The organism is Corynebacterium sp. NPDC060344 (assembly GCF_042725215.1).
Lineage (GTDB): Bacteria > Actinomycetota > Actinomycetes > Mycobacteriales > Mycobacteriaceae > Corynebacterium.
In genome coordinates this window covers 24,623-38,271 of record NZ_JBHXCS010000012.1, presented here as the reverse complement: position 1 = coordinate 38,271, position 13,649 = coordinate 24,623, and the positions used below count along the sequence as shown (strand labels likewise).

The 13,649-nt window shown below is 69.8% G+C and carries 17 protein-coding genes; 9 read left to right on the top strand and 8 right to left on the bottom strand.

Features of this window, described 5'->3' with window-relative positions; all coding sequences use genetic code 11:
- Positions 1-22 precede the first annotated feature (22 nt).
- The 3 genes from ACFWGD_RS11935 (at position 23) to mscL (ending at position 2,405) form a co-directional block, all read left to right on the top strand.
- Complete coding sequence (locus ACFWGD_RS11935; RefSeq protein WP_377778908.1) at positions 23-748, top strand: 5-formyltetrahydrofolate cyclo-ligase; 726 nt, start codon at positions 23-25, stop codon at positions 746-748.
- 251 nt (positions 749-999) lie between these two features.
- Positions 1,000-1,629, top strand: a complete 630-nt coding sequence (locus ACFWGD_RS11930; protein ID WP_377778907.1) for an SAF domain-containing protein — start codon at positions 1,000-1,002, stop codon at positions 1,627-1,629.
- Between the two features lie 311 nt (positions 1,630-1,940).
- The gene (gene mscL / locus ACFWGD_RS11925; protein ID WP_377778906.1) at positions 1,941-2,405 is read left to right on the top strand and encodes a large-conductance mechanosensitive channel protein MscL; all 465 of its coding nucleotides are present in this window, start codon (positions 1,941-1,943) and stop codon (positions 2,403-2,405) included.
- A 315-nt stretch (positions 2,406-2,720) separates the two neighbouring features.
- Here the strand turns inward: mscL and ACFWGD_RS11920 are convergent, their stop codons facing one another.
- The 6 genes from ACFWGD_RS11920 to ACFWGD_RS11895 form a co-directional block, all read right to left on the bottom strand.
- Positions 2,721-3,302 carry a molybdenum cofactor biosynthesis protein B gene (locus ACFWGD_RS11920; protein WP_377778905.1) on the bottom strand — a complete coding sequence of 194 codons (582 nt, stop codon included), beginning with the start codon at positions 3,300-3,302 and terminating at the stop codon, positions 2,721-2,723.
- Between the two features lie 186 nt (positions 3,303-3,488).
- Entirely contained in the window at positions 3,489-4,964 is a 1,476-nt protein-coding gene (locus tag ACFWGD_RS11915; protein ID WP_377778904.1) for a S1C family serine protease, read from the bottom strand.
- A 189-nt stretch (positions 4,965-5,153) separates the two neighbouring features.
- Positions 5,154-6,881 (bottom strand): ATP-binding protein, encoded by a 1,728-nt coding sequence (locus tag ACFWGD_RS11910; RefSeq protein WP_377778903.1) that lies wholly within the window; start codon positions 6,879-6,881, stop codon positions 5,154-5,156.
- A complete protein-coding gene (locus tag ACFWGD_RS11905; protein ID WP_377778902.1) occupies positions 6,878-7,570 on the bottom strand; it encodes a response regulator transcription factor in 693 nt (230 codons plus the stop codon). The genes ACFWGD_RS11910 and ACFWGD_RS11905 overlap by 4 nt, the downstream gene beginning before the upstream one ends.
- Positions 7,571-7,705: 135 nt before the next feature.
- Positions 7,706-7,879: a 50S ribosomal protein L32 gene (gene rpmF, locus ACFWGD_RS11900; RefSeq protein ID WP_295627907.1), complete on the bottom strand. Its 174-nt coding sequence runs from the start codon at positions 7,877-7,879 to the stop codon at positions 7,706-7,708.
- A gap of 18 nt (positions 7,880-7,897) precedes the next feature.
- Entirely contained in the window at positions 7,898-8,167 is a 270-nt protein-coding gene (locus ACFWGD_RS11895) for a type B 50S ribosomal protein L31 (RefSeq protein WP_035119546.1), read from the bottom strand.
- A gap of 623 nt (positions 8,168-8,790) precedes the next feature.
- On the opposite strand from ACFWGD_RS11895, the gene rpmB reads away from it, so the two are divergent.
- The 6 genes from rpmB (at position 8,791) to ACFWGD_RS11865 (ending at position 11,801) form a co-directional block, all read left to right on the top strand.
- Positions 8,791-9,027, top strand: coding sequence for a 50S ribosomal protein L28 (rpmB, locus tag ACFWGD_RS11890; RefSeq protein WP_035119548.1), 237 nt, complete (start codon positions 8,791-8,793; stop codon positions 9,025-9,027).
- Complete coding sequence (gene rpmG / locus ACFWGD_RS11885; protein WP_018019289.1) at positions 9,028-9,192, top strand: 50S ribosomal protein L33; 165 nt, start codon at positions 9,028-9,030, stop codon at positions 9,190-9,192.
- 3 nt (positions 9,193-9,195) lie between these two features.
- The gene (gene rpsN / locus ACFWGD_RS11880) at positions 9,196-9,501 is read left to right on the top strand and encodes a 30S ribosomal protein S14 (protein ID WP_046649899.1); all 306 of its coding nucleotides are present in this window, start codon (positions 9,196-9,198) and stop codon (positions 9,499-9,501) included.
- 15 nt (positions 9,502-9,516) lie between these two features.
- Positions 9,517-9,768 carry a 30S ribosomal protein S18 gene (gene rpsR / locus ACFWGD_RS11875; RefSeq protein WP_005511410.1) on the top strand — a complete coding sequence of 84 codons (252 nt, stop codon included), beginning with the start codon at positions 9,517-9,519 and terminating at the stop codon, positions 9,766-9,768.
- 260 nt (positions 9,769-10,028) lie between these two features.
- Positions 10,029-10,967, top strand: a complete 939-nt coding sequence (locus ACFWGD_RS11870) for an AEC family transporter (protein ID WP_377778901.1) — start codon at positions 10,029-10,031, stop codon at positions 10,965-10,967.
- Between the two features lie 120 nt (positions 10,968-11,087).
- Positions 11,088-11,801: a TIGR03089 family protein gene (locus tag ACFWGD_RS11865; RefSeq protein ID WP_377778900.1), complete on the top strand. Its 714-nt coding sequence runs from the start codon at positions 11,088-11,090 to the stop codon at positions 11,799-11,801.
- A 70-nt stretch (positions 11,802-11,871) separates the two neighbouring features.
- On the opposite strand, the gene ACFWGD_RS11860 is transcribed toward ACFWGD_RS11865, so the two are convergent.
- Both ACFWGD_RS11860 and ACFWGD_RS11855 read right to left on the bottom strand, forming a co-directional pair.
- Positions 11,872-12,735, bottom strand: a complete 864-nt coding sequence (locus ACFWGD_RS11860; RefSeq protein ID WP_377778899.1) for a hypothetical protein — start codon at positions 12,733-12,735, stop codon at positions 11,872-11,874.
- 117 nt (positions 12,736-12,852) lie between these two features.
- Positions 12,853-13,593, bottom strand: coding sequence for an ATP-binding cassette domain-containing protein (locus tag ACFWGD_RS11855; protein ID WP_377778898.1), 741 nt, complete (start codon positions 13,591-13,593; stop codon positions 12,853-12,855).
- Positions 13,594-13,649 lie beyond the last annotated feature (56 nt).

The following is a 13,649-nucleotide window of genomic DNA, read 5'->3' as shown; positions in this document are numbered from 1 at the left end:
CCCGCGGGGTAGTGTCGCGCACATGGGAAACGGGCTGGATGGCGGGCACGGGGGCGGGGATCGCGGGGCGTCGCCGGGACCGTCCGGCAAGGCTGCTTTGCGACGGTCCATCCTCTCTTCCCGCGCCGCCTCCGACCCGGCGGCGCGGGCCTCCGATGACGCCCGGCTCGCCGCGCGGGTGGTGGGGTGGATCGCATCGCAGGTGGCGGCGGGCCCTGCTACCACGATCACCATCGCCGCCCATGTGCCGGTCGACGTCGAACCGGGGGCGACGTCGCTGACGCCGGACCAGCTGCTCTCCGACCTCGCGGCGGCGGCGGAAGCGGAGGGCATGCCGCCGGTGCGGTTGCTGCTGCCGGTGTGCCCGCCGGGCCCGCCGGCCGCCCTGCAGTGGGCGGAGTATCGGGGTGCGCGAGAGAACTCGGGCGGGGTGGACTTTGGCGGGGTGCAGTCGGGCGGATTGGCGCCCGGCAAATACGGGTTGCCGGAGCCGGTCGGCCCGCGTCTGGAACCCGACGCTCTGGCGCAGGCGGAGATCATCATCGTCCCCGGGGTCGCCGCCGACCGCTCCGGGATGCGGATGGGGCGCGGCGCCGGGTACTACGACCGCAGCCTCGCCCACGCCACCGGCCGGGTTGCCGCGATCCTGCATCCCGGCGAAGTCGTCGACGCCGTCCCCCACGACGCCCACGATGTCCCGGTCGATGCGGTGATCACCGCCGATGAGCTGATCATCCCGGGTTCCTGATCCCCCGCTTTCCCCTCCCGGTTCACCGTGGGGTGCCCCCGCCCAAATCCGATGGAACCGATCGGCCCCCGCGCGCGTCCATTGCAGTAAGGCACATTGCAGTCAGGCGGCTGCAGTCGGGCACATTGCACAGCGGGCGACGAGACCACGGGGGCGGAAACATGCGGGACGGATTCATGCGGGGCAGCACCATGCGGAGCGGTACAGCAACAGGGAATCCAAGGAATGAAGGAAAGGCGACCGGCCGGGACGTGGGCGGCATCGGGATCCGCCGCGAGGGAAGATCCGGCGCCGCGGGGTGGGCGCGGCGGTTTCCTGCGCGGAGGCGTCGTCAAGCAATCGCCCTGGCCCTGGCCGTGCTGGCGGTGGGCGTCGCGGTGCGGGACCTGGCCGGCCCGGACGACGGCACCGTCACCGTCGTCGTCGCGGCGAAGGACGTCGCGGCGGGCGACCCCATCGCGGAGGCGGACGTGACCGTGGTGGCCGTGCCGGAGGAGCACATACCCGACCGGGCGGTGCGGCGGGCCGAGGACATCGTCGGATCGACGCCGGCCGGGCCGCTGGCGCGCGGGGAGATCCTCACCGACGCCCGCTTCGCCGGGGTCGCGCTCGCGCAGGCGCTCACCGGGGCGGAGGACGCGCACATCGTCGCCGTCACCCCGCGCGATGCCGGGCTGACGCCGATGCTGCGCACGGGCGACGTCGTCGACGTGCTGGCGCCGGGGCCGGAGGCGGGCTCGGCGAGGCCCGTCGCCAACGGTGCCAGGGTCGTGCTTTCCGACGACGACGGCGTCGTCCTGCTCGCCCTTCCCCCCGGTGCGGCGGCCACCGTGGCGTCGGCGGGGCTGGATTTGCCGCTGACGCTGGTGCTGTCCAGGTGAGGTGGGGTGGGCGCGGCGCTCGAACCTATGCCAACAGTGCGTGACACATATGACCGAGTCGACAACCGGCGCGACCTGGGTCGACGCCCAGAGAATCGGGCATTAGCCATCCAATCGGGCAAAACGGGCATTCTGAACCAGGGGTTGATACTGGACCCGATGTTCAATAAAGCCCCAGGAAAGCGGCGCGAAAAGGCAGGTCGCGGCGACCACGTGCAGCGGGGGGATGTGATGGTTACCCCTCATGGTGCATTTCCGGTGATGACCGATTATGTTGTGTCCGTCAAGCTTCCGCTACGAAGGGAAATAATATGCTCGCGGGCTTCAAGGAATTCATCATGCGCGGCAACGTCATCGACCTCGCGGTCGGTGTCGTGATCGGCGCTGCGTTCACGTCCATCGTGACCGCCTTCACCGACAACCTCATGCAGCCGCTGATCAACGCCATCGGCGGCACCGACGCCGCGGACGGCCTCGGCTTCCGCATCCTGTCGGACAACCCCTCGACGTTCATGGACTTCGGTTCCGTCATCTCGGCGGCCATCAACTTCCTGCTCGTCGCCGCCGTGGTCTACTTCGTCATCGTCGCCCCGATGAACAAGTTCAACGCCATGCGCGAGGCCAAGCTGGAGACCACCGCCGAGGACGAGGTCACCGAGGCCGATCTGCTCACCGAGATCCGCGACCTGCTGGCCAAGCAGTCCGGCACCCCGGACTCCGCCCTCAACAAGAACATCGACGGCGACCTGACCGACGGTGGCGCCCACCGCGCCTAAGCCGCGACGCCGCCCGGCCCCTTCATGCGGGAGCCGCGGCGCGGGGCTCGGCCCCCAATAAGGCTCAGCCCCAGTGCGGCGGCATTTCGCCCCGCCAGAACCCCTCATCGAAATCCCCGACGTCGTCGGGAGATTCCGGTGGGGGGTTTCCGCTGTCCGCCCTCGACTTCTTGCGGGTGAACGCCGCGGGCGAGGCCCCGGCGCGGCGGCGGGGACGGCGCCGTCGCAAAGCTCCCCGATCGCCGGCTGCCGGGCCGTCAGCTGCGCGGTCCCCTGCGTCCCCCGAGTTGCCCCGGTCCCCCTCCCCCGAGACGGTCACATCCGCCACCGGCCCATTTCCTCGACGACGTGGGCGACCAGCGGGCCCAGCGTCGCCATGCCGTCGCGCACCGCGGCGCGGGTATCGGCGAGGTTGATCACGACGGTCGAGCCGGAAATGCCGGCCAAACCGCGCGACAGGCCCGCCTCGGTCGATCCGGCGGCCAAGCCCGACGCACGCAGCGCCTGCTCGATGCCGCCCAATCGGCGGTCCAGCACCTTGCGGGTCGCCTCCGGCACCAGGTCGCGGGGGCTGACGCCCACGCCACCGACGGTGACCACCAGGTCCGCGCCGCCGACGACGGCGGTCTCCAGGGCCTTGCGCACCTCGCGCTTCTCCGAGGGAGACGTGACCACCGCATCGACGTGGTAGCCGTCCTCCTCGAGCAGCTCCACCATCAACTCGCCGGTGCGCTCATCCTCCGCGGCACGATCGCCGACGAGCACCACCAGCGCCCGGCGGGTCTGCGCCGCCGCCGCGATCTCGCGCTCGATGGCCTCGAGATTGCCTTCGTCGGGTTCCAGGTCGGGGGCCAGGGCCCCGCCGTCGAAACGTCCGGCGCCGTCCAATTCACCCATGTCGCATTCCTTGTCGCATCTCAGTCACACACAAATCGCACATCAACCGAACATCAAGCACTAACGGCCGCAATCCAGCCGCAATCCAGCCGGAAGCCGACCAGACGCCGACCGGACGCCAGCGCACGCCGGCGAAATCCGGCGGGCACCGGCGACAACCCCCGCCGGTAAACGGCGGGGCGGGGATCACTCCCCGGCGGCCTCCAACGTGACGTCGACGGTGCGTTCGCCGCGGCCGTCTTCGTCCGTCACGGTCAGTGTGACAGTATCGCCGACCGCACGCGACCTGATCGCGGCGATCAGGGCGACGCCCGAGTCGACCCTTCGATCATCTACTTTCACGATCAAATCTCCCGGCCGCAAGCCCCCTCGTTCCGCCGCACCCCCGGGGATGACCTCGCCGACGAGAGCGCCGGGCAGCGGGGAGCGGGTGTCGATGGATGCGTTGATCGCCGGCATCTGCACCGACTGGTTGGCGATGAGCTCGTCGGCGATGCGCCGCGCCTGATTGACCGGGATGGCGAAACCGAGGCCGATGCTGCCGGCCTGCTCGCCGCCGCCGTTGGAGGCGATGACGCTGGGCACGCCGACCAGGTTGCCGTCGAGGTCGACGAGCGCGCCGCCCGAGTTGCCCGGGTTGATGGCGGCGTCGGTCTGGATTGCGTCGATGACCGTCGATTCGCCGCCGGCGCCCGACACCCCGACGGGGCGGTTGACGGCGGAAACGATGCCCGACGTCACCGTCGACGTCAGCCCCAACGGCGAGCCGACGGCGACGACTTCCTGCCCCACGGCCAGCTTCGACGAGTCGCCGAGCGAGATCGGCCGCAGGTTGTTCACGCCGTCGACGCGAATGACCGCGATGTCGGACGGCCCATGCCCGGCGACGTACTGCGCGGGATGCGAGGTGCCGTCGTTGAGCAGCACCGTCATGCGGGCGCCGGGCTCCTCGGCCTCGGCGACGACGTGCTGATTGGTCAGCACCAGGCCGTCGGACGACAGGACCGAACCCGAGCCCGATCCCGTGCCGCGCGGGGTGACCACCTGGATGGACACGACGCTGTCCAGCGCCGCCTGCGCCGCCGCCTCGACGGATCCCTCGGGGGCGGGCTCGGTGCGGGCGGCGCCGGGCTCCTCCAATGCGTTGGTCACGTTCGAGTTGCTTCCCGACGACGCACCGCCACCCGAATTGGCGTTCGTGATGATGGCGGCGGTGGCGCCGCCGACCGCGGCCGAGCCGAGCATCAGGGCGGCGATGCCCAGCGCGCCGATGCCCTTGGCCTTCTTCGCTCCGCCCTGGTCCGCGTATCCCCCGGGCCCATCGCCGGGACCGTTCGCGGGCAGCTGACCGGAGCCGTAGCCGGTGGCGCCGTAACCCGTGCCGCCATTGCCGGGCGCGCCGTAACCCGAGGCGCCGTTGCTTGTGGCGCCGTACCCCGTGCCGCCGTTGCCGGCTGCCCCGTGACCGGTGGCCCCGTACTGGTTCCCGGAGGAGGGCGCGCTCTCGTGCGGGCCCGCTCCGTTGGTTCCGAATCCACCGTTGGGAGGAGAACCCCACTGGCCCCCCGGCCCGGAACCCGACTCGGGAGTGCGGGATTCGAAGCTCTCGGGGCCGTGCTGGTTGCCGGCTCCCCTGCCCCAACGGGATTCGTCGTTAGTCATGCGGACTACCTTGCCTTTTCCATCTGACAGAACACTGAGAGGCTACTGCGTGGCGTCGATGAAGTTGGCGGGAAAGTCCGCCCGGAATGTCGGCCGGAAAACCTGGTCCGGAACACTGGCCCGGAAACCTGGCCGGACAGCTGATCCGGAAATCGTGCGGCGAGGGCGGCACCGGCGCCGCCGCCCGCATCACTGGACGACGGCGGGGTGCTCCGAACGAGTGGCGGAACCGGGCAGCCGGACGCGCATGAGCGCGCCGCCGTCGTCGGATTCCTCCACGGCGATGGTGCCGCCGTGGCGGGCGATGACCTGCTTGACGATGGCCAGCCCCAGCCCCGACCCCGGCATCGATCGCGACTGGATCGCGCGGTAGAAGCGCTCGAACACCTTCGCCCGCTCCGCCTCGGGGATGCCCGGGCCGGAGTCGGCGACGGTGAGCTCGACCAGATCCTCGCCCACGGGGCGCAGTTCCATGCGGACGGTGCCGCCCTCCGGCGACCACTTCGCGGCGTTGTCCATGAGGTTGAGCACCGCGCGGCCCAGGGCGGCGGGGTCGCCGAACAGGAACCAATCGTTGAGCTTGAGAATGAACGTCACGTCGGGCCGGCGGCGCTCGACGCGCTCCAGAGAGGTCTCGATGACGTCGACGACGTCGACCTCCTCGATCACCTGCTGCGGGCCGTCCTCGCGCGCCAGGTCCACGAGGTCGCCGACGAGGGTCGACAGCTCCTCGATCTGCGCGATGACGTCGGCCTCGAGCTCCTCGCGGTCCTTCGCCGAAATCGCCGCACCCGACCGTGAGGCCATCATCAGCAGCTCGACGTTGGTGCGCAGCGACGTCAGCGGCGTCTTCAGCTCGTGGCCGGCGTCGGCGACGAGCTCCGTCTGCTTGATGCGCGACGCCTGCAGCGCCGCGAGCATCTCGTTGAATGAACGGGTGAAGCGGGCGAGCTCGTCACGGCCGTGGACGGGGATCGGGCGCAGATCGTCGGTCTCGGCGATCCGGTCGGCGGCCCGGCGCAGCCGGGCGACCTGGCGCAGGCCGGCGGTGGCCACGGTGATGCCGGCGGCGGCGGCGAAGAACACGCCGATCGCCGAGATCACGAACAGCACGCCGCCGAGCGAGCGAAGGACCGCGTTGGTCGAGTCCAGGCTGTGCGCCAGCACGAGAGTCGCTCCCGACGGGTCGTGGATGGCGTAGATGCGCTTGTTGCTGAACTCGTCGGTGCGCAACGACTCCGACCGGTTGCCGCTGATCACGGCGAACTCCGGCCCGCCAATGTTGATGGTGCCGCCGCGGCCGGTCATGCTGTCGCGGGCGAAGAACATGGCGTCGAGATCCGGGTTGAGGATCTTCAGCGAATCCGCCGTGACGATCGGCTCGATGGCGAACTCGGAGGCGTACGGGGAGTTGAGCAGCTGCGTCGCCTGCGTCTTCAGGTTCGCGTCGACCTCGCGGTACAGCGTCGCCTGCACGGTGACGAACGCCGCGAGCGTCATCAGGCCCACCGACGCAGCCACGATGAGGGCGGTCATCAGCGTCAGCCGCCAGCGCAGCGACAACCGGTGGCCGAACCCCGAATTGAAGGCGCGGTCGAACTCCTCGCCGTCGACTGGGGACGGGGAATCGGACCGCTTCGCGCCCCACACGGACTTCCCCGACTTGGCGGGCTTGGCCGGCTTGCCCGCCTTACCCGGCTTGCCGGTTCTACCGGCCTTGCCCGGCTTGCCGCCCTTCCCGGACGGGTCTGCCTGGCCCGGTATTCCCGTCTTCCCGGCATTCGACGCCGGGTCCTCCCCCTGCCCGGCTACCTGCCCGGTGCCTCGTCCGGCTGCATGCCCGGCTCCGGGTTCGGCCCCACCGGCACCGGCTGCAGCGCCGGCCCCGGCGGAACCGCGGGAACGGCGCAGGATCACGGCGCGGTCTCCCGCAGGACGTAGCCGACGCCGCGGACGGTGTGGATGAGCCGCGACTCGCCCTCGGCCTCGGTCTTGCGGCGCAGGTACCCGATGTACACCTCCAGCGCGTTGCCGGAGGTCGGGAAGTCGTAGCCCCACACGTCCTCGAGGATCGCCGTGCGCGACAGCACCCGGCGGGGATTGTTCATCAGCAGCTCCAGCAGGGCGAACTCCGTGCGGGTCAGGCTGATGGCGCGCTCGCCGCGGAACACCTCGCGGGTGTCGGGGTCGAGGCTCAGGTCCTCGAACTTGAGGGTGACCGGGTCCTGCGACGTCGTCGGCTCCAGCGCGGCGCGGCGCAGCAGCGAGCGCACGCGCGCCAGCAATTCCTCGAGCGCGAACGGCTTGGGCAGGTAGTCGTCGGCGCCGGCGTCGAGGCCCGAGACGCGCTCGGACACCGAGTCGCGCGCGGTGAGCATTAGCACGGGCAGGTCGTCGCCCTCGCTGCGCAGCCGGCGGCACACGTCGAGGCCGTCGAGCTTGGGCATCATCACGTCGAGGATCGCCAGGTCGGGCCGGTCCGACGTGATCTTCGCCAGCGCCTGCTCGCCGTCCTCCGCCAACTCCACGGTGTACCCGTTGAACGTCAGCGACCTCCGCAGCGATTCGCGCACGGCCTGGTCGTCATCCACCACCAAAATCTTCATGCCCCCATTGTGCCGTGAACGGCTGTGCCGCCGCTGAGAGCAACGCCGGAGAAAGCCGAAGACCCGCTCCCCATCGCGGGGAGCGGGTCTGCGGATCAACCTTCGATCGGCCGGAATCGGCGCGATCCGACGCTATTAGAACTGCTTGACGTCGATCAGGCCGAGCTGGGCGGCCTTGACCAGGCGGCGGGGCACCATGTGCACCTGGCCGTCGATCTTGACCTCCTGGAGGGCGACGTTGTCGGCCTTCCACTGGGAACGGCGGGCGTGGGTATTCGCCCGCGACATGCGGCGCTTGGGAACTGCCATTTGGGTTTACCCTCCTTCTTAGTTCTTCTTGGAACGGCGCGGAACGCGGTTGCCGTAACGGCGCTGGAACTTCTCGACGCGGCCCGCGGTGTCCATGACACGCTGGGCGCCGGTCCAGAACGGGTGCGACTCGGAGGTCACGTCGACGACGATGAGCGGGTACTCATTGCCGTCCTCCCACTGGACGGTGCGGCCGGAAGTGGCGGTGGAACGGGTCAGGAACTGAGTGCCCGTACCCGCATCCTGGAAGACCACCGGGTGGTAGTCGGGGTGGATGTCCTTCTTCATGCTGTCGATTCCCTCAGGATTGAACTACGGGTCGCTTCCGGGCGGCATGGGCGGACCATTGCTTTACGACGTCTAATGCGCCGCAAACCTAAGGGAACCGCCGGAGCCCGGATCGTGCCCGAGTTGGGTTCGTATGCGTGCAACATCGCCGCTACGGTGGGCGATGAACCTTTAGCACCATACACGCACCGGTGCCCATAAGGAAAAACGCCGTCGGCCGCCACCGGGGACCGGCCTGCACGCCGCGGCACTTCCCCGGCGCGGCGCAACCGGCGAAGGGCGGCTGCGCGTGACATGATCGTCGCAAAGCAACCGCGCGGGCCGGGCACCGGGCGCGGGCAAATGCACGCGCTCCCAGGCGATTAGGAATCCACCGGGGCCGCCTGTAGGGTAAATCCTCGCTGTTGTCTGTTTATTCGTTTGACGCCCAGTGCCCTGGCACGACGGCGCCCCGGATGCAGAAGAGCACTCCCCCTCCGAGCACCTGAGCAGTGTTCACGCACGTACCGCCGCCGTGGCAACCACGAAATCGGCACCACGAGCAGGAGGGGAAGCCGCGATTCTGCCCCCGGTGTGGCGCGTTGGAGCCGGCTGATGGGCGGCTAGGAAGCAAAGGAAAGCCCATGTCGGCGATTTGCCAGGTCACGGGACGGAAGCCGAGCTTCGGCAAGACCGTCTCCCACTCGCACCGGCGCACGTCACGCCGTTGGAACCCCAACGTGCAGCGCAAGAAGTTCTACCTCGCCTCTGAGGGTCGCACCATCACCCTGACGGTGTCCCCCAAGGGTCTGAAGACCATCGACAAGTACGGGATCGAGGCCGTCGTGGCCCAGATCCGCGCACGTGGGGAGAAGATCTAAATGGCCCGGAATGACATTCGTCCCATCATCAAGCTGAAGTCGACCGCGGGTACGGGTTACACGTACGTCACGCGGAAGAACAAGCGGAACAACCCGGATCGCATCACGCTGAAGAAGTACGATCCGATCGCCCGCAAGCACGTCGAATTCCGCGAGGAGCGCTAACTCATGGCCAAGAAGTCCAAGATCGCCAAGAACGAGCAGCGCAAGGAGATCGTCGCCCGCTACGCCGAGCGTCGCGCTGAGCTCAAGGCCATCATCAAGTCCCCGAACACCTCCGACGAGGATCGTGCCGAGGCGCAGTACGAGCTGAACCGTCAGCCGCGCGACGCCTCCCCGGTCCGCGTCCGCAACCGTGACGCCGCCGACGGCCGCCCGCGTGGTTACCTGCGCAAGTTCGGCCTGTCCCGCGTCCGCGTCCGTGAGATGGCCCACCGTGGCGAGCTCCCGGGCGTCCGTAAGTCCAGCTGGTAAGAGGGAGACACTCACATGAAGCGCAACCACAGCAACAAGAAGGCGCGGATGGAGCAGTCCCGCCGCCCGAAGAAGAACCCGCTCAAGGCCGCCGGCGTTGAGAAGGTCGACTACAAGGACATCAACCTGCTGCGTCAGTTCATCTCCGACCGGGGCAAGATCCGCTCCCGTCGCGTGACGGGCCTGACCCCCCAGCAGCAGCGCCAGGTCGCCACCGCGGTCAAGAACGCCCGCGAGATGGCCCTCCTGCCGTTCACCAGCCGCTAAATCGGCTGGTCGGCGGGAGCCGATCAATCGAACACCCGCCGCAAGGCTGATTCACGCGCTGGCCGCATGACGATGAACATGCGATGACAGCGTAAACGGACCCGCGTCCGCTTCCCCAGGGAGGCGACCGGGTCCGTTTTCTATGCTCGGCCGTCTCACCCGCCTCGCCCGCCTCCCGTCCCCATTCCCGCTCCAACCTTTTCCCGCTCCCTGCCCCGTCTTCTTCCAGCCCCGCCGCCCCTCACCCCGAAAGGCCCCCCATGCCCGATCTGATGCAGATCCTCGCCGGCTTCGGCTCGGTGGCGCTGATCATCGCGCTGGGCTGGCTCGTCGGCCGCGGCGGCGTGCTGGGCAAGAACGGCGGCCACGCCCTGAACATGGTCGTCTACTGGGTGGCCATGCCGTGCATGCTGCTGCACACGCTGTCGACGTCGGACACGGGTGCGGCGCTGGGGCAGGCTTTCGTGGTGGCGGCCGGGTCGGCGCTGGCGACGGCTGCGGTGTACGTGGTCGTCGCAAAGCCGCTCGTGGGCCAGCGGGGGCCCGAGCGCGTCGTCGGCGCGATGTCGGCGAGCTACAACAACGTGGCCAATTTGGGCATTCCCATCGCCACGGCGGTGCTGCACGATGCAACGGCGATCGTGCCGGCGCTGATTTTCCAGATCGCGTTCTACGCGCCGATCTGCCTGACGGTGCTGGACATCATGACGGCCCGGCACGGGCGCCTCGTCCTGCGGCGCACGCTGGCGACGCCGCTGAAGAACCCCATCTTCGTCGGCGCCGCCCTGGGCCTGGCCGCGGGCGCGCTGCCCGGGGGCTTGCCGACGGTCCTCGCCCACCCCATCGGCCTCCTCGGCCAGGCGGCCGTGCCCATGGCGCTGCTGGCGTTCGGCATCGGGCTGCACGGCGCGGCGGTACTGCGCAAGGGGACGGCGCCGCGGAGGGCGATCGCCGTGTCGTCGGTGCTGAAGAACCTGGGCCAGCCGCTGGCTGCGTGGTTCATCGCGTCGGTGCTGCTGGGCATGGAGAGCCACGCGCTGCTGGCCGCCGTCGTCATCGCGGCGCTGCCCACGGCGCAGAACGTGTACACCTTCTCGTCGTGGTTCGGGCGCGGCACCATCCAGGCCCGCGACTCGGCCGTGGTGACCACGCTGGCGTGCGTGCCGGTGGTGCTCGTCATCGCGCTGCTGCTGGGATAGGGGCCGGGGCCGCCGGGGCCCGCCACCTGAGCCCGCCGCCCGTGGCGAAGCTGGCGCCGCCGCCGGAGCCTGACACCTGAGCCCGCCGCCCTTTCCTGGTTCGCCGCTACCCTTGGTGGCGTGGAACTGCTCAAGGAACTCCTGTCCGCCGATCCATCCGTCCCCCGCCTCACCTGCTACGACGAAACCACTGGTGGCCGCACCGATTTGAGCGCCACCACGCTGGACAACTGGGCGTCGAAGATCGCCAACATGCTCCACGACGAGTTCGACCTCGACCCGGGGGATTCCGCCTGGATCGATTTGCCGCCGATCTGGCAGGCCGCGTGCATCGTCGTCGGCGCCGAGCGCGCGGGCGTGGAGCTCAGCGACGAGGATCCGCTGGTGGTGTTCACCACCGTGGGCAAGTTGTCGGAGTGGGAGGAGAAGTTCCCCGACGCCTACCTCGCGGCGGTCACCGATGACGTCTTCGGCCGCGGCGTCGTCGAGACCGGCGGCGAGATCCCGCCGGGCGTCGTCGATTTCGGCCCGGAGGTGCGCCTGCACCCCGACGGGTACATCGGCATGGGCCCGGATGCGGGGCAGGTGCTTGTCGACGGCCTGGCGCCCGCCGAGCTCGCCGCCCGCGCCGGGGAGGTCGCGGCAGAGGCTGGCCTGGACGATGGCGCACGCGTCATTTCCGCCGGGTGGGACGGTGGCCCGTCTGCCGACAAGTGGATCCGCTGCGTGCTGGCCGCATGGTCCGTGGGCGGGGCGGCGGTGATCGTGCGCGGCGGCGACGAGGAGCGGATGGGGCGGATCGCCGACATCGAGAAGGCCCGGCCGCTGGGGTAGCGGCCGGGACGTCGTCAAGCAACCGGATTGATGGGGCCCGCCCGAGCGGGACCAGTCGGAGCGGCGGAACCTACTTCACGTCGCGGCGCGCGGCGACGAGGATGCCCCCGCCGATGATGGCGACCGACCAGGCGGCGAGGACGATGCCCGCGTGGAGGTCGGTGACGCCGATGTCCATCATGCCGATGAGCTGGCGCGACGACACCCACGGCAGGTACGTGCTCAGCGTCCGCAGAAACTCCAGGGGGACGGTGCTGACGGCGATTTCGATGACCATGATCCAGGCGATCGGCAGGCCCACCGCGATGGCGGTGACGGGGACGAGCATGCCGACGGCCGATCCGATCGCCGTCCACAGCAGCAGAATGCCGATGGTCGCCGCGGCCGTGCCGGCGTCCTCGGGGACCAGCGCGCCGACGGCGGCGAGGAGGCCGCAGGCGATGGCGACGCCCGCGAGGATGGTGGCGGCGACGATGGTGACCTGCGCGGCGAGCCTGGCCACGTGGACCCCGGGGCGGGTGCCGGCGGTGAGATAACCGAAGGCGACGCGGCGCCCCGAGATGTCCGAGGCGGAGCCGGCGGCGGCGAAGACCATGGCGATGATCACCACGATGTCGGCGCCCAGCAGGACCTGCGGGAACGTCGGCTCGTACATGAGCTCGGCGGGGCCGCCGCGCGTGCCGAGCCACATCAGCACCGGCAAGCCGACGAGGAACGCCAGCATCGCGGCGATGTACCCCCACGTCGAGCGGAGATTGAGCAGCCTGCCCAGCTCCGCGCCGAGCAGATTCAGCGGGCCGGGGGCGGCGCCGTCGGGGACGGCGAAGGTCGGGGTGGGATGGGTGGTGTGGGTGGACTGGGTAGTGCGGTCTGAGATGCGGGTGGCCTGGGTGGTGCGGCCGGTCTGGGTTGCGGTGCCGGGTGACGTGGTCATGGTTTCGCTCCTTGGAATGAGTGCGGTGTGGTGCAAGGTGGTGCGGTGCCTGCGGTGCGGTGCGGGCGGGGTGATTCAGGAAGGTGTTGCCTGCGGTGGGGTGCGGGCGGGGGCGACTTAGGCGACGGCCGTGTCGAGGCCGTCACCGCTGCCGTATTCGGCGTGGGCGGAGGCGACTGACCAGTAGGCCTCTTCCAGCGAGGAGTGGCCGCGGAGCAGTTCCTGCTTGTCCCACTCCCCGATCAGCCGTCCCTTGCCGATGATCACCAGCCGGTCGGCCGTCACCTCCATCTCGGAGAGCAGATGCGAGGAGACGAGGACTGCGCGGCCCTCGTCGGCGAAGGCGCGGATGGAGCGGCGGATCCACCGGATGCCGTCGGGGTCGAGCCCGTTGACCGGTTCGTCGAGCACCAGGTGCGCCGGGTCGCCGAGCATCACGGTGGCCAGGCCGAGGCGCTGCTTCATGCCGAGCGAGAAGCCGCCGATGCGCTTGCCGCCGACGGATTCGAGGCCGACGAGCGCGAGGCACTTCTCCACGCGGTCGCCGTCGATGGCGGCGGAGCGGGCGACCGACCGGAGGTGGCCGCGGGCGGTGAGCTTGGGGTTCAGCCAGCCGGCGTCGAGCATCGCGCCGACGATGTGGGCCGGTGCGCGGTATCCGGTCAGCGGCCGTCCATCGATGAGGGCATCGCCGCGGTCGATGCGGTCGAGGCCGAGCATGCAGCGCATGGTCGTGGACTTGCCGGAGCCGTTGGGGCCGAGGAATCCGGTGACCGCGCCGTCGGGGACGGCGAAGGTCAGGTCGTCGATGATGCGGTGGCGTCCGTAGGACTTGGTCAGATTCTGGATTTCGAACATGACCCCATGGTCGCGGGATCTCCCACGTTTCTAATCGCCCCACGGGATGGTTTCCA

Excerpts from the sequence above, each read along its gene's own strand:
- rpsR (WP_005511410.1), top strand. The coding sequence starts at position 9,517 with ATGAAGCGCAACCACAGCAACAAGAAGGCGCGGATGGAGCAGTCCCGC.
- rpmF (WP_295627907.1), bottom strand. The coding sequence starts at position 7,879 with ATGGCAGTTCCCAAGCGCCGCATGTCGCGGGCGAATACCCACGCCCGC.
- rpsN (WP_046649899.1), top strand. The coding sequence starts at position 9,196 with ATGGCCAAGAAGTCCAAGATCGCCAAGAACGAGCAGCGCAAGGAGATC.
- rpmB (WP_035119548.1), top strand. The coding sequence starts at position 8,791 with ATGTCGGCGATTTGCCAGGTCACGGGACGGAAGCCGAGCTTCGGCAAG.
- ACFWGD_RS11920 (WP_377778905.1), bottom strand. The coding sequence starts at position 3,302 with ATGGGTGAATTGGACGGCGCCGGACGTTTCGACGGCGGGGCCCTGGCC.
- ACFWGD_RS11860 (WP_377778899.1), bottom strand. The coding sequence starts at position 12,735 with ATGACCACGTCACCCGGCACCGCAACCCAGACCGGCCGCACCACCCAG.
- ACFWGD_RS11935 (WP_377778908.1), top strand. The coding sequence starts at position 23 with ATGGGAAACGGGCTGGATGGCGGGCACGGGGGCGGGGATCGCGGGGCG.
- mscL (WP_377778906.1), top strand. The coding sequence starts at position 1,941 with ATGCTCGCGGGCTTCAAGGAATTCATCATGCGCGGCAACGTCATCGAC.
- ACFWGD_RS11915 (WP_377778904.1), bottom strand. The coding sequence starts at position 4,964 with ATGACTAACGACGAATCCCGTTGGGGCAGGGGAGCCGGCAACCAGCAC.
- ACFWGD_RS11895 (WP_035119546.1), bottom strand. The coding sequence starts at position 8,167 with ATGAAGAAGGACATCCACCCCGACTACCACCCGGTGGTCTTCCAGGAT.
- ACFWGD_RS11870 (WP_377778901.1), top strand. The coding sequence starts at position 10,029 with ATGCCCGATCTGATGCAGATCCTCGCCGGCTTCGGCTCGGTGGCGCTG.
- rpmG (WP_018019289.1), top strand. The coding sequence starts at position 9,028 with ATGGCCCGGAATGACATTCGTCCCATCATCAAGCTGAAGTCGACCGCG.
- ACFWGD_RS11855 (WP_377778898.1), bottom strand. The coding sequence starts at position 13,593 with ATGTTCGAAATCCAGAATCTGACCAAGTCCTACGGACGCCACCGCATC.
- ACFWGD_RS11905 (WP_377778902.1), bottom strand. The coding sequence starts at position 7,570 with ATGAAGATTTTGGTGGTGGATGACGACCAGGCCGTGCGCGAATCGCTG.